The following is a 19523-nucleotide window of genomic DNA, read 5'->3' on the forward strand; positions in this document are numbered from 1 at the left end:
ATATTTTATATTAGTACTTAAAACAAACGATAATCAGGAGCTTAACTCAAGAATATTATTTATGTAGTATATACTGATTTACTGTATCTGATGTTAATGAATACGATTGTATAAATTGAACTAAAATAAAATCAGAGTAGTGGACATAAAATTAGATATAAATAAAAATAATGACGTTTAACTATATATAAAAAAGAAAAGATTATTCTGGATTACTTCAGTAATTCAGAAATCTTTGCCTCTAATTGCTGTTTTGGAAGTGCACCCAAAACCCTTCCAACCGGTTTACCATCCTTGAATATCAGCATTGTCGGAACTGCCGTTATGGCGTATTTCATTGCTGTCTGTGGATTATTGTCAATATCCAGTTTCCCGAAGACGATCTGTCCTGCTTTTTCCTTGGCAAGTGCTTCAATTGTGGGTGCCACCATTCTGCACGGACCACACCATACTGCCCAGCAGTCAACTACCAGTTTTGAATGTTCAGTTAAGGCTTTATCCATGTCCTGGTCAGTAAGTTCTATGGGCACGTCAAGTTTGGGTTTATTCAAGCTTTCTTCCAACTCCTTTAATTTTCGTTTCCTTATCGCTTCCAGTTCATCCATTGGTAGTTCACCATGACTACACGATGGACAAAGCCTGGTGTGGACAATTATCTACACATTGACCACATTCTATGCAGCTATCCTGGTCCACTTGAGGATATCCGCCGGCCTGCTGGGATATTGCACCTGCAGGGCATAATCGTATCATTCCACAACGTGGGGCTTTGTCACATGCATTTTCATTCATTAATACAGTCATTGTATCACCAATATGATAAATGCTTTATTGATACATATACTTATGCGTAGTTTTCACAAAACCGTGCATTTGTGTGTAGTCATCGTATTTATACGAATTTATTTATTCAACTTGCGCACCGCAAAGTCACAGGCTTTTGTTAATACGTCATAGGTTTCAGAAACAGCCGGGCAGTATGCGAGTTCCACTTCTGCCAGCTCATGTACGGTCAAATTTCCCTTTAGTGCTACAGCCACCACATTTATCCTGGCAGCAGCGCCCTTGCCCACAGCCTGGGCACCAAGCAGCTTTCCGGTAGATGAATCTGCCAGAACCTTTACACTAATATCCTCGGCTCCCGGATACCAATCTGGTCTTGTTTTCCCTTTTGCCTTTCCGCTCACTACATTAAATCCGTACATTGCAGCAAAGTAACTATTAAATCCGGTAGCTGCCACTTCCAGGTCTCCAACAACTGAGACAAAAGTAGTCAGTGAGCCGTCGTAAGTTGCATAACCACCTGCCGCATTCGTACCTGCAACGGCACCCTGCCTGTAAGCCGAATTGGCAAGCTGGGATGCCCATGGCCTGTGGCTCAACGGATTTGTTACTTCAACTGAATCGCCTGCTGCAAAGATATCCTTTACAGTTGTCATCATTCCCCTATTCGTGGTAATGCCGAACCGTCCTATCTCAATACCTGCATCTTTCATAATCGAGTGGTCAGCCCTGACACCAGATGCTGCCACTAACAGGTCAGCGTCAAGAGTCTCACCACCCACTTCCACAGCTTCGATATGCTCTTCCCCAATTACTTTTTCCACAGCTTTTCCCATGTATGAGCGTATTCCCAGAGATGTTAGGGTATTGGTCACTGCACTGGCCATATCCTTATCAAGGGCCTTAGGGAATGCCCATTCCAGCATTTCCACCACCACAACATCGAGACCTATGGATTTCAGGGCCACTGCAACTTCAAGCCCGATTGGACCGGCGCCCATGACCACGGCATGTTTCTTACCTCTGGCAGCTTCCCGTATTGTATTCGTATCATCAGTATTACTAAGGGTATAAACGCCCCTCCCCAGCAGTTCTCTTGCTCCCGGAACAGGAGGGATGAACGGCTCTGACCCGGTAGCAAGGATGAGACTATCGTATACTATCACTTTTTGTGTACCTGTTGCAAGGTCTTCAACTTTTATTACCTTATTTTCCGCATCGATCGAATGCAATTCATGTAACAGCAGTTTCTCAACTCCCATACTGCCGGTTGGAAGTATATGCTTCAGGTCCTCCGAATCCGGGATGATGCCTTCGATAACAAAGGGCAGCCCGCAGGGTGAGAACATATCGTAATTCCTGCGCTCAACAATAGTAATATGTGATTCAGGAGATATCCTCTTTGCAGCCATCAGAGCGGAAAAACCGCCCACACCCAATCCAACTATAACAATGTTCTTTTCTGCCATGTTTATCATTACTCGTACTTTATAACAATATCAGACATAAAGGTAACAGATATTACGAGCAGTCAACGGGAACATCAAGTTCAATTAACTGCTAATCCTCTATCACATACTCGAACATCAACTGTGCTGCAATAAAGAATACCACATCATATACCAGCAGCAGCCTGAGTTCATCAGCAGCATCCATTATATTACCACTTGTCAGGACCTTCTGGGTTGCAAGCACGGCTGACATGATCAATGGTATGATTATGGGAAACAGGATGACAGGCAGCAGTATTTCCCTTGTCCTCATGTTCACGGTCAGGGCTGAGAAGAGGGTTCCCACCAGTATAAAGCCCAGAGTACCCAGCAGTATTACAATACCCAGCCCGGTAAGGCTCTTAATATCGGTAAAATTGAACAGTATCATGAAAAGGGGCACAATAATAACCTCTATCATGAACATTATGATCAGGTTCGAGGTCACCTTTCCCAGATAGATGGCGCTCGGGTCAACCGGACACAGTTTCAAACCATCAAGACACCCGTCCTCTTTCTCACCGGCAAAAGAACGCGAGAGTCCCAGCATCCCTGCAAACGTGAACGCTATCCACAATATGCCTGGAGCAATATCAGATACTTCAATGCTGAACAGGACATTCGTAAAAGAATAACTAAAAATAACGATCACAAGGAGCGAGAAAATTATCATGCTGTTCAGCATCTGCTTGGTCCGGAACTCCATAAGCAGGTCCTTCCAGGCCAGGTACAATAATTCCTTCATATCTTACACCTCGTGCACATACTGTTCATAGGTCTGCCGGAACTCATAAATATCCTTTATGGTGTCTTTTTCGGTCTCGAATACGATACGGCCGCCGAATAGGATGACCACTTTATCTGCCAGTGCTATACCCCTCTCAAGGTCATGCGATACCATGACCTGGGTTTTATCTGAAACATCCAGTTCTTTCAGGATGGAATCGAATGTCGCAGCAGCATGCTGGTCAAGACCGGTATATGGCTCATCCAGGAACAATACCTTCGGGTCGTGCAAGATAGCGCGGGCAATGCTCAGGCGCTGTTTCATGCCCCTGCTGAACGTACCCACCCTGTCATCCAGGCGGTATTGCAATCCAACTTCCTCGACCAGTTCATGTATCCTGCTATCCAGTACATCCGCTTTCATACCGTACATCCTGCCAAAGAATAACAGGTTCTCCCTGGCAGTAAGGTCCTGGTACAGGTAGGTTTCGTGGGATATGATGCCGATAAGCCGCCTCACTTCAAGCGGAGATTCCCTCACATCATGCTCGTGTACCCTGACAGTCCCTGAAGTAGGGCTTACCAGCGTAGACATTATCTTGACCAGGGTGGTCTTGCCCGCACCGTTGGGACCAAATATAGTAAGGAAATCACCGGTCGGTATTTCCAGGTTGATATCATTAAGAACATCGTGGTTTCCGAACGTCTTTGAAAGATGTTTTATCGAGATAATGGCTGATTGCTCCTGTAAATACTGTGTACAATAGGAAATTAATATTAATGCTTTACTTTTTTTATGTTCCGATTTGCAGCGGGCTGGCTATCTTCTTGAGGGTAGCTACCGCTGAAAGTGCTGCCAGGTAACTGGTCCTCGGGTTTTCCGGGAATGGGATATTCTCCACTTCGGTGGTAAATCTGCCAAAGTCCCCTATTACCTCAATCTCATGCCGGTTCCGGGTGGATCCAGGGTCCACCACTATTTTCACCCTTGTCCTGTCCACTCCGATACCTGCCAGGCTGATGCATGCCGCCACATTCACATTGGCAGGGAATGCTTTTACTGCCTCGAACGCAGTTCCATCAAATATGACGGAAGGCCGGTCAAAAGCATCCAGGTCGATCTTGTTCGCGACTATATAGGGAGCTCCGGCCAGTCCCCTTGGCGGTTTAGTGGTGGTCAATGTCACCGATTGCACTGGGGCAACAGATGCAGATTTGATGCCATCAATACCCGCTACAGCACCTGATGGCAGATATATCCTGCAATTATGCATGCGGGCAAGATCAACAAGATTATCGAGGAGTTGCCCGTCGACCAGGGCCCCAACACTCATTATCATCACGTCACAGCCACTTTCCAATGCGGGAATGGCAGCCTGGGGAACAGCTATTGCCGAGGCAGATTCAACAACCAGGTCTACCTCTTTCACCATCTCGCTAATTTTCATAACCCCTGGTTTATGGGACAACTCTGCACAGAGTGTATCAATGTTTTCAGCATGGTGCTCGTGAATGGCTACCAATTCAGCACCTTCAATGCCCTTATCCAGAGCGCGGCAGATAATTGAACCGATTGCACCACAACCAACTACTCCTACCCTGAGCATACCAACATCCTCATCCTGAAACTAACTATTCATTGCACCTAAAAATTATCCAGAACACCCTTTACTATGTCTGTAAAATCATCCTTCAAGGAATAATGATTGTGCTCCCTTGTCACGTCTATGCGCAAAATACCAAGCCGGGTGTTCATCAATCCTACCATGGCTGAGACACCGCGATAGTTCACGTCAAATCCATGCTGTACCAGGTTATTGTATATGTCGTTCGTGGTATAGGTATCTCCATTCAGGAACATATTAAGGACGGTCTTGCGCAGATTGGTCTCATCCCTACGCAGATATTTAACCAACCTTTCTTTTACTTGATCTGTTGTCTGGCTCAGTGTTAACCACCAATTACTCATTATTGTATTAGAATTAAGGATAATTATGTTCTTTTATAGGTTAATAAAAGTTGGCGTTAATATTAAAGCCATCTGCATTATCAAGGGGTGTTTTTTCAACCACCATCCTTCCGTATGTGGGATAACATTCTTCATACCAGGCTGAAAAACCACTGGCAATCTCATCTGCAATATCCTCAAGCACCCACCAACCCAGTTCTATCCTTCCCCGGGTGCATTCATACAGGTTTCCGGGCACGTCCAGATGCTCCAGGAGACCAGTGATACCTTCAGCTTTTCCTTTCACGACCCCGTATAGCAGAGTGCCATCAGGAGTGACCTCATCAAATTCACGGGCTATGGTCTGTGCGGTGCGAAGTAGTCTTTTGCGTAATTGTACTCTATCCTTGAAACTGGATGAACAAAAATGTACATGCAACCCGGAACAATTTTCTACGATTGCCTGTGCATTTTCCCTGCTCCCTGCAACGGCACAGCCCTCATCATTTACGGTGGAAAATCCCTGTTGGTCCATTGCCTGTAAATTGGTCAGGGAGACCTCAAGTTCGTTTAGGTTAATGAATATATCATGTTCAAGGGCAAAATCAGCAACATGCTGCGCCCCCGGAAGGGACGGGATCTCAATACCCACATCCATACCCACTTTTTTAGCCTCTTCAATGGATGCAGCATAGTCGCCACCCTCAAGCCGGTCCCAGGTATCCATGTCAGGATGGAAACGTATCTCGTCAAGTCCGGCTGAGTGGAGTTGTCCCAGTGTTTCCCTGGAAGGAATATCGGCAGTATAGAGATGTATATGGTGTCCAGGTCCGAATTCGCCTTTAAGGAGCCTTATATAACCCAGGACCCGCTCCAGCATTAGAAGCGGCTCGCCTCCGGTTATCCCAGTACCCTGTGCCCGCATGCTGCGCGCTTCACAAAGTATATCCTCGTCTGATAAAACCGGTCTTTCATTGGCGAAAGTAACATCGTTTTGTCGCTTTTCCTCTGATATTGGGCAATAGAAACAGTCACGATGGCACAATCCGGTTACGAACAGTACCATTTTTGCTCCATCCCGGCAGAATGTGCAGCCTGTGGGCAGGTAATTATAAAATGAACCAGAATCAGTTTCATATTTCATGATAAAACCCTTACATGTTTTCATAAATATTATATCTATGAGGTAACACAAAGAATAACTGAACAATCAAACGGGGGATTTGATAAAATATCTCCGGTTAGTAGATATTCCTTATGAAAATGAAAAATATCTCACTTATATTATTTACCATGGTGCTGGTATTCGCAGCATCTGCCCACGCAACCTCTGAGTCTATTCCATCAAATATCTGGGAGTTCACTACAGATTATTATGACGTTATTGGTGAGCCGGGTTTATCTGCATCGTTAATTGGTGATAATGAATATAATGCAGGTGATAAGGCCACATTGTTCATCCAGTTGATGAACGATGGACTTGTCTTTGGATTCAGAACAGTGAATACGCCTTCCAATGCTGATGAAATAATGGATGCCCAGATAGAACTTGACAAGGAATATGATGTGACCACAGCCCTGAATATACGGGGAACACTGAAAAACATCAATGATGCACCGGTAAAGGTCCTGAGCGGGGTTTTACAGGGCGGGTCGCTGCGGGAAGGTGAGGTATCTACGCCCATGGAGTTCGATATTGAGATATTCAACAATGCTCCTTCAGGTACCTACAAATTTGCATTGAACCTGACATACCAGTACCAGTACGATGTTAAAGTGGATGGTTACCCTGACCAGGAGTATGATTACTGGTACGTTACCAGGAACCAGACATTGCCTGTGACAATAATAGTGAAACCCAGGGCATCTTTTTCGGTAGAGGATGTCACTTCTCACTTAAGACCCGGCGACCAGACCGTGCTCTACATAACCTACAAAAATATAGGGGATGAGACTGCTCAGGATGCGGTGGGCCGTATCAGTGTGGTTGACCCTTTCAGTACTACTGATGACCAGGCATACATGGGTACACTGGCACCGGGAGATTCATATCAGGCAAAGTACAGGATAAAAGTAGATGGAAATGCACTTCCTAAGACCTACGGAATCAATACTGAAGTGAAATTCCGTGATGAACGGGGCGATATCCGGATATCTGATGTCATGAAAGCGCCTGTCATAGTCTATGAGACTATACCCTTTAGCGAAAAGGTGGGGAACAGCGCATATCTGTTCGTGGTGCTTGTGATTGCAGGTGCATTGGGACTGTATTACTATAAGAAACGGAGCCGTACAGAATAGCTATAATCTTACATCGGTTCTATGCCGGAGCACAGAACGCTATTGTTTTTAAACTCCGGACATATAGTAAAATGTAATATACCTGTCAGTCCAACTATAGAATGGAGTGTTAACATGCCTGAGCCTGAATACGTCATATATACTGACATGGATGGCACGCTGATAGACCATGATACGTATTCATATCAAGCAGCTCTCCCGGCTCTTGACCTGATACGTAAAAAGCATATTCCTCTGGTGTTTTGCACCAGCAAGACAAGGGCAGAACTTGAAGTCTATTGCAAAGAACTGGAACTATACCATCCGTTAATATCTGAGAACGGCGGCGCCATATTTATTCCTGAGGATTATTTTGATCTTCCTTACGAATACGATAAAATATCTGACCATTACAGGGTCATCGAACTTGGCGTGAAATATGACATCCTTGAGAAGACCTTAAAAGAAGTATGCACCGATATTCAGTGCGAAGCCGTAGGTTTCGGGGACATGGATGTTGACGAAGTGTGCACAGATACAGGACTCAGTGCAGAAGCTGCAGCCCTGGCCAAACGCCGTGACTATGACGAAGCTTTCAGGGTTTTGAGTCCTGCACCAAAAGGTGACGAACTGGTAAGGGAGATTGTCAGGCGGGGATTTAACTGTACCAGGGGTGGACGGTATTACCATATTATGGGCAACAACGATAAAGGGCGAGCAGTGGAGATATTGACCGGCCTGTACCGCCGCACGTGGCCGGGGATCAGGACTATAGGTATTGGTGACAGCCTGAATGACCTGCCTATGTTAAAAGCAGTTGATATTGCCATACTGGTGCAAAAACCAGGTGGTATCTATGACCCGGACGTCACACATCCAGGGATCAAAAAAGGAGATGGTATTGGTCCTGAAGGATGGAACAGGGAACTTATTAATATTCTAAGATGAAACATATGGTATAGTACTGTTGATATCGTAGAGTACAAAGGGAGTGATGAGTTATGATTCGACTTGGCAGCATGCTGCCACAGGCATTTATGGTAGGCATATCGGACCTTGTTGATATGGTCGGACCTGAAATGACCGTTAAATGGTTATTCCAGATTGGACGAGATCTGGCAGAAACACAGGGACCCGGGTTGGAAGGGGACCCGGAAGGAGATTTAAATTACATTACATTGTGCCCGTTCTCAGATGAATTAATACGATTTATTGATATGTTCGGTGAACGACCGGAAGAATACCATAGAATTGTAGAATATGTAAATAGACGTGAAAATGAGGATAAAGATAAGACCGAATGTCCTGCAGTAGCTTCTGTCCTTTGCATTATGCATAATGCATATCGCGCGAAAAGAGCAGAAATTGCAGGTATGAAAACACTGCACTTTGCCTGCAAGTCCCCGGTAACCGGTAACATACCCGTATATAATGAAGAAGCAATTGCCGAAGCAGGAGTGAGTAAAGAAGACGTTGATACCCTATTGAAGAAAGGAGTGTGTATTTTCAAGTTCATCAAGGAGGATTGAGAACGATGGACCTTAAGGAGGCCGAGAAGCTTTACACGAACTGTATGAAGATCCTTATCGAAAACCAGCACCCCAATGGTGGGTTCTATGCCAGCCCGCCCGGGACCAGGTATCCTTTCATCTACCCCCGTGATCATTCCATCTGCATTCTCGGTACTGTCTCGGCAGGATTACTCCCCGAAGCGAAAAAAGGACTTGAATTCATGCTTGCCGCCCAGAAACCTTCTGGCGAGTTCAGCCAGCGGTATGATGTGGACGGGAACGATACCAGTTACAAGGATTTGCAGATCGATGGTAACGGCCTTACCCTCTATGCCCTGAACAAGTATCTCAAGGCCACTGGCGGTATGTTCTTTGAAAGCCTTGCCGACCGGGCATTTTGCGAACAGTACTGGGAAGCTATTGAAAGAGCAGTTAATTTCATATTACAAAATAAAAACGAAGAAGTCAACCTGATCCACACCATCAACAGTATCCATGAATACCCTGCATATGAACATGGATTTGAGATATATGCCAATTCCACCTGCTGTGCCGGACTTTTCGGAGCCGTGGAGATAGGAGAGGCTTTGGGCAAAGATGTGGGGGAATGGCGTCTACAGGCCGAGCAGGTCAGGGAGGCAATTCTTGAGCGGCTGTACAGTCCAAGGCGCAGGTCGTTCATTAAATGCATCAGAGTGAAATACAAAAGCAGTAATCCGATCGGGTACGATGCCTATGCATCCAGTGTTATCGATGTGGATGCTGTTGAATATGCTCCTGCATTGTTCGGTCTCATCGATGAACATGACCTGAGAAATGTAAACACGGTAAAGCGCATCGATAAATTACTGTGGGATGAAGAACTGGGAGGGTTGAACCGGTATCCTGAACTCTGGGACCGCAACAATGGAGGGTATGGGCCATGGCTCCATTTTACCTGCCAGCTTTCCAACCATTACACGGCAGTGAATGACCGGGACATGGCAGAGAAATACCTGGATTGGGTAATAAGTATGGCTCATGATTACATGCTACCGGAACATATCTCAACAGTTGAGCGGTTCGAAATGTGGCTGGAAGATTATACCAATGCCAGGATATTACGGGACAGTAAAATTACAATGATAGAACAGATCAGAGCACATCCTAAATGGAAAGAAGGATTCGCTTATGTTATTATGCCCCTCATCTGGCCCCATGCAGAGTTCATCATAGCATATAATAACTATAAGACAAAATTTTTAACTAAATCCTGATTCCATAGCTGCACGTTGATACTAAGGTACAGGAATATGGTGGGTCAGGTATTATCGGTACGTATTGTAGTCATGCAGGGCAGCGTCTTTCAATTTTTCCCTGGTATCCGGCATGGCAGATATGGCTCTTTTCCAGTCAGGGAGCAGTAGTCCCGTGGGGTTATCTATGTATTCTTTCCCTGAAATAAGCACAATCCTGGAAAATTCCTCTACCATGCATTCTTCTGCATGCCTGCTGTAATTCAAACCGTTACACAGGGCATCGGCATGATACTGCCGTATGCGGTCCTGAGCGGTACGTTTGAACAGCACAATGGAGCTTTGCAGGAATGCTTCGTTAATATCTATCCCATCAACCTCCACAAGGTTGCGGAATATGGTCTTGGTGATATCCTTTATCATCTTCAGGATACCTTCATCAGAATCGGTCCCAATCGCGCGGTGTTTGTGTTCGTAGAATTCCAGGTCAACCTGGGATATCCGCTTAAGCGCAGCACCCTTGTAAACTTCGGCAAGCAGTCCTACCTCAAGCCCCCAATCACCAGGAATACGTATATTCATGGCAAGGTCCGAAGTCATACCGAACTCTCCTGATAGTGGATATTTAAACGCGCACATATACTTTAAAAAATTCGAACTATATTTCGTTTTTTCCAGTAATGCATTGAGCAAGGGACTGAGCAAAAGCCTGTAGACCCGGCCGTACATTATCAGTTTTTCCATGTCAATTCTTGCGTAGTAGCCTTTATTGAAAAAGAAACTGAGCTCTGGTTCTACAATAGGATAGAACAATTTTGCAGGAAGTAATTTTGAATATGATACGATGTCAGCATCATGCATGGCTATGGCATAACTATCAAGGCTTGCCACTCCCAATGCTATCCAGGTGTCTTTGCCTTTCCCGGCAAACGTGGTGATGTCAAGCCCCTTCTCTTTCAGTTCATCGATAATATGCATTACCGTGGGGCCATTACACCACACAATTGTATGAGGTATCATTAACCTGGAAAAGAATTCCTTGACTTCAACATATTTATGTTCATCATCTGCTGCAAGAGCAATGATAACCCTGTTCAGATAGGTCGATTCATTAATGCGGTCAATAATCGTATTCAGACTGATTCCCTGTATCTCGTCATAGAACATCGGTATCAATAACGTCATAGGACGCTCATCTTTCAATTCCTCGAGTGATGCTATGATAGTCTGTTCGTCTATCCTGAAATCATGGATAGTTGTTATCCATTCCTGCCTAAAATCCATCTGCCCACACCCCTTTCTATTCAAAGAACCGTATTTGGACCTATATACCTGTTTTTTTCCGATATAATTTCAACATATTTTTCACGGTATCCTCTTTTAGCATGCCCAGCTGGGACACGGTCTCAAAAAACCGTGCCGGAACTGAAATGTTATCCATATCAAACCCTTCACGTTCCTTGAATGCATATTTTGCAAGGAATATTTCCTTACCTATTGCCTCAAGGTCGTCCCGGGTCTTTTTAATACCTACACATTCAAGAGCATCAATCATGTTCTGCTCGCCATACACACCCCTGGCAAACAGGCAGCATACCAGGCTATTGTTTATCATGCGCCAGTAGTCTTCATAGATGAGTTTATCCACCATTTGCTCCTCATTCAATTGTTGGCTGGAAGCTTTCTGGTCTATGCTGTATCCACCATTGTCCAGGTGGGAATGCCGCACGCCCACTATCTGACCCACTATTGAAGCGGGCCCTGTATGGTACCCTGCAATTTCAAGACGCCCCAGGTTCAGGGCAAATTCTTTGCCGCCGTATTCTGCTGCTGCTACTGCAGTACCTTTGGCCAGTGCCTTGTAGAATTTATTTGGCATATCGACAATACGATCGATGATCTTCAGGTAATTGTCAGTATCACCCCAGCGCAGTGATATGCCCAGAGTGTCTGGTGGGGTGATCAGATCGCGTTCATACATTTCTGTTGCCCATGCCAGCACACCTCCGGTGCTCATTATATCAAGACCATACTGCTCGCACCTGTCAATAAGGCGCAGCACATCCTCACCCATGGTGATGCCGAGGTTCGTACCCAGGGAATAGATGAGTTCATAGTCATAACTGATGTGGGATACCTCAAATTCATGCCCCTTCTGGAATGGTGTCTTGAGCATAGCAATGTGAATGCACCCGATAGGACAGTTACTGCATGCGATCTTGCGTAATAACAGGTTATCTGCAAAGTATTCTCCTGAAATACTCTCGGCATTTTCGAAGTGTGACTGCTTGAGATTCTTGGTGGGCAGACCCTTCAACTGGTTCAGAACATTGATATTGGCAGCCGTTCCAAGGTCATGGTACTTGTCCATGACTTCGGTATCCACCACTTCTTCATAGAGCTTGCTATACATCTTCTTATAGGCGGACATGTCAGGCAATTCTACCTCTTCGGTCCCTGATATAACGATGGCTTTGAGGTTCTTGCTGCCGAATACCGCGCCCAGGCCCAGCCTTCCGAAATGGCGGTATGTATCGACATTCACGTTCGCATACCTGACCTGGTTAACCCCGGCCTTTCCTATACGCATAATACTGCGCCTTCCCTTTCCCGGTTCTACTTCGCGCAGTATCTTCCCTGTGACCTCCACGGATGACAGGTTCCAGATACTTGTTGCATCCTTGAGCTTGACCTCATCATCGTGTATCGATAAGTAAGTCGGTTTTGCGGCGCGTCCTTTAATGACTATGCTGTCATATCCGGCAAACCGCATTGCCATTGCCAGTCGCCCGCCTGCGTGGGATTCGCCCAGTTCCCCGGTCATAGGGGACTTGAACATGGACACAACCTTGGAAACGCAGGGGAAGATGGTTGTCAGGGGCCCGATGCTGAATATGATGGGATTTCCGGGTGAGAGTGCATCAATGCCGGGAGGACATTCTTCCAATAGCAATTGAGTAGCAACTCCCGTGCCGCCCAGGTATTTATCGAACAGGTCGTGCCGGTCCCGGGTATGGTGCTCACCGGTCTCAAGGTCGATATAGAGCACATTGGACCACATATCACAGCACCTCGGTCTTTCTTATCTCAAGTACATCATGACTGCAAAACCTGGCACATACGCCACAATGGATACAGATCACCGGCATATCCGCCCTGTCAAAGTGAATTGCCCGGGGGAGGCAGGCATCAGCGCATACCCCACACGAGTCGCACAGGTTCTTGTTCAGCACCACACCGCCGCCGTTGCGGGGTGCCAGGGCCCCGGTCGGGCATGCCCTGGCACATGGCGGGTCTATGCATGAACGACAGACGATTATTCCGATGCCGCTCTCAATACCGCCAGATGTCCGGATATCAATGGCACTGTCTATTAATGAAACTGAATCTGCATTGGCGCGACTGCAGGCAAGCATACAACTGTAACAGCCAATGCACCTGTTCGGGTTCGCCACTTTAATCTTGGCTGGCATTACTCCTCCTCCCTTAACATTTAATTTAGCATAAGGTACACTTATGCTTTTCATTCTAAATTATTTCATTATTTCAGATATCCGGTTTATTCTGGCTTTGACTGCAAAGACTTCATAAAAGAGATGTTCTAAGTTTGAAGCTCATTGATTATCGAATGTATCAACTGCTCCCCATCATCTGATTTAAATAATGGGAGTTCCCAATCCTCTACTATCTTTGTCCTGCTGACCATTGGATTTTCTCCGGTAAGAGGATTATGTCCCTGTTTTTCAAACGTTTGTTTGTAAATCATGACGCCTCGGCGCTGCCATGCCGGTGTTTCTGCAAGGTTTATACCATGTTCCCAGGCAAGTTGGTGTAATGTGTCTGATTTCATACCTTTCAGCTTTACTGCAGCTTCTTTAGCATTCATTCCATCCTCAAGCAACAGATAATAGGCATACGAACTTACCAGGTTGCGCCAGCACTCATTTTGTCGCCAGTTGAGGTATTCAGTAATCTCATTTCTGTCTATGATAGATACTCTTGAATCAAAGGACAGGGGGTAGGCACTTTTCAGGTGTATGGTAAGTGCCGAAGCAATGAAACTGGGAATGACAGAATCAATTTTCTCAAGCCTGCCGTTAAAAGGTAACTCCCGGGTAAATACCAGGTTTATCTCATCCGAGAACAGATATGCAAACGTGGGATTAATACCGCTTTCGCTAAAAAAATCATGGGTGGAACGAACCATACTCTCGGTAAAACGAATATCATACGGTTTCTTGAACTCAAGTTTACGGAGGGTTTTGGAAAAACCCCTGCCGTCAACTCTTAATACGGCAGTGCTGACAACCTTTAACTGTGAAAATAATTCCTTATTCTTCATCCTGTGGTTGTGAATTTTTAATCCGATTCTTTTTCAGGCTCAGCTGCCTCTTTCTTGAAACGGTGAGCCATCTGTTTAATAATGATAATATCACCTGATGCAATTACCCAGCGGTAAGGAAGAATTACACCTTTATGTGCAATATCGAACAATTCAGGGTTGATCTTCCCGACAGCCAATCCTGATATTTTGGATTCATTTGGGTCAAGTACTAGATCGTTGACCTTTCCCACATAGACTCCTTTATCAGTATAAACATTTAATCCAAACAAGGTTGATACTTCAGCACGCATGTTATTCCCTCTATTGCTACTCATTTAACCTTACTGGTTATATAGTTTATTAATAGTGCTTGATGCGTGTACTTCTATGCGAGCGTTAACCCGGGTGTAGCGTTTATTTTCCTATTCATGAAAGTATATGTAGTATCCCGTAATATCACCAGTGTTCTTATCATCAATTACCTAATATATACGGTGAATGAATGAATTCGGAAAATAATCAATATAAAATCAATTATTCGTTCAACATTTGTCAGTCAGACAGGGAACATTCCCCTATCTCTGATAACCCGGTAGACAACATCATCATAGTGGGTACAGCCCACGTTTCGAATAAAAGTGTTACCGAGGTTGACGAAACTATTGAGCGTGAACAGCCTGATATTGTCGCAGTAGAACTATGTCCTGCACGGTACAAGGCACTGACCGAGCAGGTAGAGGAAAAAAAGATATCTCCAAAGGATATTCTCGGTGGTAGCCAGCCTTACTATTTCCTGATACACTGGTTGTTGGCCTATGTGCAAAAGAAGATAGGCGATGATATGGGAGTTGACCCGGGGGCTGAGATGATCCATGCAATTAAAAAAGCTGAATCCACAGGTGCCCGTATCGTGCTTCTGGACCGTGACATCCAGATAACATTGCAGCGATTCTGGATGAGCATGGGTCTTTGGGAAAAGCTCAAAATGACTGGAGCCATACTGATGGCGGCTGTGGGGCTAAAAGGTGAAGAAGTGGATATTGATTCTGTTACTGAACAGGATGTTGTCACCCAGCTGATCAATGAACTTCGTAAATTTGCACCTTCTGCAGCAAGGGTGTTCATAGATGAACGTGATGCTTATATGACCACAAACCTGCTGAAGGCTGCAAAGACAGGAAGGGTTGTGGCAGTAGTAGGTGCCGGGCACAGGCAGGGTATCAATAATTACCTGCAGCATCCTGAGAGTCTTCCCCCCATGGAACAACTGGTCAGTGTACCTAAAAAGAGGTTCAGCCTCATGAAGATAGTTGGATTTAGTTTTGTGGTAATTGCGATTGCCACGTTCTTACTGGTCATTTTGGGGATTATGCAGGGTGCCATTTCACCTTATATGTTATTTATTGTCATGGGTTACTGGATCGTAATAAACGGTGTACTGAGTGCTACCGGTGCTGCCCTGGCCGGGGGGCATCCAAAGTCCATATTGACAGCATTTTCAGTGGCCTGGCTTACTTCCCTGAATCCTTTGATGGCAGCAGGTTGGTTTGCAGGACTTATGGAAGCAAAACAACGTCCTCCATCCCCACATGATTTTAAGAGATTACTTGATGTTGAGACTATTGGAGAAATGATGGGGATTCCGCTGTTTCGGGTGCTGCTGGTGGCAGCTCTTGCCAACCTGGGAAGCGTACTGGGTACATTCATAGGAATATATGTGGTGCTGCGTGTGGCAAATATCAATCCGACTGTTGTCCTGAATGATGTATTTAGCAGTATTTTTTGAACTGGGAACAACTCTCCTTAAGGAAAATAACACCATTTCCGGCTGTCTCCATCAGGATTCTTTTTCAGGGTCATTTTGGACGTTTCTCCAGAACTGGTCATGATTTTGGTTTTTTTCAAGACTTGCTTCCGATGGCATTTCTGGATTTATTTTATTAGAGTATGGATATCTCTTTGTTATATGCCGTGAATGCTCAGGATCCGGTATTTGCTCTTCATCTGAAAGGATAATAGCAAATGTTTGTTTTGAGGTCCGTCCGGGTATTGGTGCAGGTACTTTAATTGGCACTATTTTTTTGTCGGGTTCCTTATGCCAAAAACTATCGGGAACATGAGAGTGTCTTTCTTTGGGTCGAGTGACAAATAAAGGTTTTTCTTTTAAATTAAAATAAAATTGTGTCAAGACAATTGGCAATTTCTTTGCTGTCCTGGATAATTCACCCATCATTGCAGGTAGTTTATTTACTTTATTTTTATTTGCCATGGTATGTGATATCCCGATATAGATTGAGATTATTACGAAAAACGTTAACAAAATTTTGCCTGGTGGTAGTTTTTCTTTCAGAAAACCTGTCCACATGATTGGTGCAATTGTCGTATTATTCTTTTCAGTTGGTTGCACTGTTGTGTTATGGGTGGGAAGAACAGTTTGTATTATCGATGAATTGGATGCGAGCATTGAAGGGGATGATACATTGCTTCCCGAGATTGCCAGTGGCCCAATATTTATTCTTACTGGAAGACTGGCCTGGTAATAATACGTGGTTGAATCTTCACCGATCTTCTTTGTATACATCTTTTCCCAGTCTGTTCTTGAGTCATCATAACTATAAAGGTAAATGGTATTTAACGTAATACCATTCTCTTTTACCCATGATTTATCAATAATAAATGAGATTGTTGGATTATTTACATTGTTTTCAGATATCAGGCCAAAGCTGCCGATCCAAACATTCAGGTTACTGAAAATTACTCCGGGAGCGTCTTTATCGACCAGTGATGAGGTGTGGTTGAGAATCTCTACTTTTACTGCTTCTTTTCCAAAACTGACGAGACCTGTAAAGTTGATATATTTCACATAATTACATTCCAGTTCAAAATTAAAGCTGACCTCCTGGTCTTTACCGATAAATCTGCGGTCGGTTTCTGTGCAGATTATGTTCTTGAAGGTTTCACCTGACGTGCCGGTGCTGCCACCACTACCAACACCAGTGCTTTTAGTGGTTGTAACTTCATTTACAGTGACGGTCAATGTATCATTGTCAGAATTTCCAGCAAAATCACTAACCGTAAGGGTAACCGTATATGTACCAGGATTGGAGTAGGTGTGGGTTGTAGTAACTCCATTGGCGTCAACAGTTATATCGTTACTGGCATCGAAATCCCAGGAATAACTGACAATACCAACATCATCAGATGAACCGGAACCATCGAAATGAACGACTGTATCTTCATTAACGGTCTGGTCAGGACCAGCAACAGCGGTGGGAGAGGTAGTATCAAGGAAAGGAGCGGTTGTTGCTGTATGATTCGTCCATGTATGATTGATATTACTATTGTTATCCTGAGTTTTGGTAGAGATGGTATATTTAGAATTAGGGATTAGACCTGTGGCATTAAAGAATTGAATCCCTTTTGAAATATTTTTGATGAATGTGTTGTTTATCCAGATGCTTACGTTTGCGAAGTCAGCATCGGATGGGTCGATCCATGTCCAGTTGATATATGTAGCTGAATAACTAATATTGTTAAGATCAGTTATGTTTGAAGGGGGGGTAGTCACATTAGCACTAACAACTCCAACTGTTACAAATAAAAGCAATATCCCAACAACTGATAAATATAATCCCCGCAATTTTCATCACCAAAATATTAAGTACAATATTCTATTTAGCTAAATTTTATTTGTATCCGATATCCTTTTTCTCACTCGAAAGTATCGAATAATATAGGATTGCCTACAGTTGTGTACCTTCTGACTATTCCCTCAAATGTATAGTAAATTTCCAACCCCCTGATTGGATGAATCTATATTAACTACTATACGAAATCAAAATTAATATGTCTTTCGGATGGTTCCTGCTTTTTATTGTTGAAAAAAGTGACAGAATTGTTATATCAAAACATTTTATCAGGTTCCTACAATTGCGATAGGTACGGAGAGAGAAGGCATACTCGCCTCAAAGAATAAATACATGGCTTCCTGGCCAATCCCCTTTATAGTAACAATATCCCATTTACCATTGACGAACAGTTCGAGTTGCACATTACGAATCTTGTTTTGAGTTATCCATTTCCGGTCTATTTTGAACCTGATAACCGCTTTATCTACAGCTTCATCATGTATATTAAGTCCAATATTATCGAACTCATATACAAGCCCTTCCGTAATAGGACCAGCTTTTACAGAATGTTCTTTCAATAGTTCTATAGTGATCTTCACGTCTTTTTTTGAAATTTTTGACCTGAAATCGATGACGTTTATACTGTGTTTTGAATCAAATGCCTTGATTACCCTTTTCCCTTCCTTGACAAGTATCGGCACAGATTCATAGAACATTATATTAGATTCCGGCTCTTTATCTGGAACTGGTTTTTTTATAAAATCTTCCAGCAATACAGGTTTTTCAGGTATGGCCTGTTTTTCTTTTAGAACCGGTGCTGAAGCAGATACTGTTGAAAGTACGGGCTCTGGTTTGACTTCATGTTTCTCACCAGCTTTTAATTCACTGATAATATCGTCAAAAGAAAGATGTTTCTCAGCTTCACGACGGGTAGGTTCCATAACAGGTGCATGCCGCGTTTCATATTTTTTAACCACTGGCTCTGGTTTTTGATTTAATCCTGATATTGTCGCTGGTTTTTTGATTTGTCTTTCCCTGATAACAGCCCCCTTGAGCTCTAAACCATCAGGGATACCAGATGGTCTTTCTGTACGTGGAATACCAGTTTCGGTTTTATCATTTACTTTTAAGGATAAATCGGGTAAAACAGGTAACTCGGGTGATTCCTGTGTAACTGCTCTGACCAGTGATATTACACTTTCAACCACAGAATATCTTTCATCACCGAATCGTCTGCGGCCCAGACTAATACCTGCATCTATTATCAAAAGTGAGAGGGCAAATATCAGGATAATGATGAACAGACCCCCATCCTGATGAGTTTCAAGCCATCCAAGACCAATTTTTGTAACATCGAGGATATAAAGGAGAATTCTTAAAAAAATATAACCAATGCACAATGTGCCTATGAGATGAACGGTATTCATGAACAAAGGATTGTCCAGTATCTCATCCACTTTAACATTGGTCCGGGTCATCTAATCCCGCCTCCGGCCAGTGACAGATAATACAACCAGTACAAATAAGGCTATCAATACCTGGAACCCGGGTACCTCTTCCTTCCACAATCCTGTCCATGTGATTGGTGTCATACCCG

20 protein-coding genes are annotated in these 19523 nt (G+C 44.1%); 5 read left to right on the forward strand and 15 right to left on the reverse strand.

What is annotated here, in order from left to right:
• Positions 1–212: 212 nt before the first annotated feature.
• The 8 genes from trxA to K0A89_02865 all read right to left on the reverse strand — a co-directional run bounded on the left by trxA (position 213) and on the right by K0A89_02865 (position 6091).
• Positions 213–605, reverse strand: coding sequence for a thioredoxin (gene trxA, locus K0A89_02830; protein MBW6517422.1), 393 nt, complete (start codon positions 603–605; stop codon positions 213–215).
• Positions 606–621: 16 nt separating this feature from the next.
• Positions 622–792, reverse strand: a complete 171-nt coding sequence (locus K0A89_02835; GenBank protein ID MBW6517423.1) for a 4Fe-4S binding protein — start codon at positions 790–792, stop codon at positions 622–624.
• A gap of 110 nt (positions 793–902) precedes the next feature.
• A complete protein-coding gene (locus tag K0A89_02840) occupies positions 903–2261 on the reverse strand; it encodes an FAD-dependent oxidoreductase (protein MBW6517424.1) in 1359 nt (452 codons plus the stop codon).
• Between the two features lie 82 nt (positions 2262–2343).
• The gene (locus K0A89_02845; protein ID MBW6517425.1) at positions 2344–3018 is read right to left on the reverse strand and encodes a heme exporter protein CcmB; all 675 of its coding nucleotides are present in this window, start codon (positions 3016–3018) and stop codon (positions 2344–2346) included.
• Between the two features lie 3 nt (positions 3019–3021).
• Positions 3022–3732, reverse strand: coding sequence for an ABC transporter ATP-binding protein (locus K0A89_02850; GenBank protein MBW6517426.1), 711 nt, complete (start codon positions 3730–3732; stop codon positions 3022–3024).
• Positions 3733–3793: 61 nt separating this feature from the next.
• Entirely contained in the window at positions 3794–4606 is an 813-nt protein-coding gene (locus K0A89_02855; GenBank protein ID MBW6517427.1) for an aspartate dehydrogenase, read from the reverse strand.
• 38 nt (positions 4607–4644) lie between these two features.
• Positions 4645–4968, reverse strand: coding sequence for a DUF2551 domain-containing protein (locus tag K0A89_02860; protein ID MBW6517428.1), 324 nt, complete (start codon positions 4966–4968; stop codon positions 4645–4647).
• Positions 4969–5008: 40 nt separating this feature from the next.
• The gene (locus K0A89_02865) at positions 5009–6091 is read right to left on the reverse strand and encodes a radical SAM protein (protein MBW6517429.1); all 1083 of its coding nucleotides are present in this window, start codon (positions 6089–6091) and stop codon (positions 5009–5011) included.
• A 119-nt stretch (positions 6092–6210) separates the two neighbouring features.
• Between K0A89_02865 and K0A89_02870 the strand changes: the two genes are divergently transcribed.
• The 4 genes from K0A89_02870 to K0A89_02885 all read left to right on the forward strand — a co-directional run bounded on the left by K0A89_02870 (position 6211) and on the right by K0A89_02885 (position 9994).
• On the forward strand, positions 6211–7248 hold the full coding sequence (locus tag K0A89_02870; protein ID MBW6517430.1) for a hypothetical protein: 1038 nt from the start codon (positions 6211–6213) through the stop codon (positions 7246–7248).
• 114 nt (positions 7249–7362) lie between these two features.
• Positions 7363–8175 (forward strand): HAD-IIB family hydrolase, encoded by an 813-nt coding sequence (locus K0A89_02875; protein MBW6517431.1) that lies wholly within the window; start codon positions 7363–7365, stop codon positions 8173–8175.
• 53 nt (positions 8176–8228) lie between these two features.
• Positions 8229–8756, forward strand: a complete 528-nt coding sequence (locus tag K0A89_02880) for a hypothetical protein (protein MBW6517432.1) — start codon at positions 8229–8231, stop codon at positions 8754–8756.
• 5 nt (positions 8757–8761) lie between these two features.
• Positions 8762–9994, forward strand: a complete 1233-nt coding sequence (locus K0A89_02885) for a glucoamylase (GenBank protein ID MBW6517433.1) — start codon at positions 8762–8764, stop codon at positions 9992–9994.
• 51 nt (positions 9995–10045) lie between these two features.
• Here K0A89_02885 and K0A89_02890 read toward each other — a convergent pair whose 3' ends face one another.
• From K0A89_02890 to K0A89_02910, 5 genes are all read right to left on the reverse strand, one after another.
• On the reverse strand, positions 10046–11257 hold the full coding sequence (locus K0A89_02890) for a glucosyl-3-phosphoglycerate synthase (GenBank protein MBW6517434.1): 1212 nt from the start codon (positions 11255–11257) through the stop codon (positions 10046–10048).
• Between the two features lie 40 nt (positions 11258–11297).
• Positions 11298–13034 carry an aldehyde ferredoxin oxidoreductase family protein gene (locus tag K0A89_02895; protein MBW6517435.1) on the reverse strand — a complete coding sequence of 579 codons (1737 nt, stop codon included), beginning with the start codon at positions 13032–13034 and terminating at the stop codon, positions 11298–11300.
• A 1-nt stretch (position 13035) separates the two neighbouring features.
• Positions 13036–13500, reverse strand: coding sequence for a (Fe-S)-binding protein (locus K0A89_02900; protein MBW6517436.1), 465 nt, complete (start codon positions 13498–13500; stop codon positions 13036–13038).
• 74 nt (positions 13501–13574) lie between these two features.
• Positions 13575–14315, reverse strand: coding sequence for a tRNA 5'-guanylyltransferase (locus K0A89_02905; GenBank protein ID MBW6517437.1), 741 nt, complete (start codon positions 14313–14315; stop codon positions 13575–13577).
• 17 nt (positions 14316–14332) lie between these two features.
• On the reverse strand, positions 14333–14608 hold the full coding sequence (locus K0A89_02910) for a PRC-barrel domain-containing protein (protein ID MBW6517438.1): 276 nt from the start codon (positions 14606–14608) through the stop codon (positions 14333–14335).
• 191 nt (positions 14609–14799) lie between these two features.
• Between K0A89_02910 and K0A89_02915 the strand changes: the two genes are divergently transcribed.
• The gene (locus tag K0A89_02915) at positions 14800–16083 is read left to right on the forward strand and encodes a TraB/GumN family protein (GenBank protein MBW6517439.1); all 1284 of its coding nucleotides are present in this window, start codon (positions 14800–14802) and stop codon (positions 16081–16083) included.
• 51 nt (positions 16084–16134) lie between these two features.
• Here the strand turns inward: K0A89_02915 and K0A89_02920 are convergent, their stop codons facing one another.
• Both K0A89_02920 and K0A89_02925 read right to left on the reverse strand, forming a co-directional pair.
• Positions 16135–17937 carry a PGF-pre-PGF domain-containing protein gene (locus K0A89_02920; protein MBW6517440.1) on the reverse strand — a complete coding sequence of 601 codons (1803 nt, stop codon included), beginning with the start codon at positions 17935–17937 and terminating at the stop codon, positions 16135–16137.
• A 276-nt stretch (positions 17938–18213) separates the two neighbouring features.
• Entirely contained in the window at positions 18214–19383 is a 1170-nt protein-coding gene (locus tag K0A89_02925) for a PGF-pre-PGF domain-containing protein (GenBank protein ID MBW6517441.1), read from the reverse strand.
• Between the last annotated feature and the right edge of the window lie 140 nt (positions 19384–19523).

This window comes from ANME-2 cluster archaeon (assembly GCA_019429385.1).
Classification (GTDB): Archaea; Halobacteriota; Methanosarcinia; order Methanosarcinales; family Methanocomedenaceae; genus Methanocomedens_B.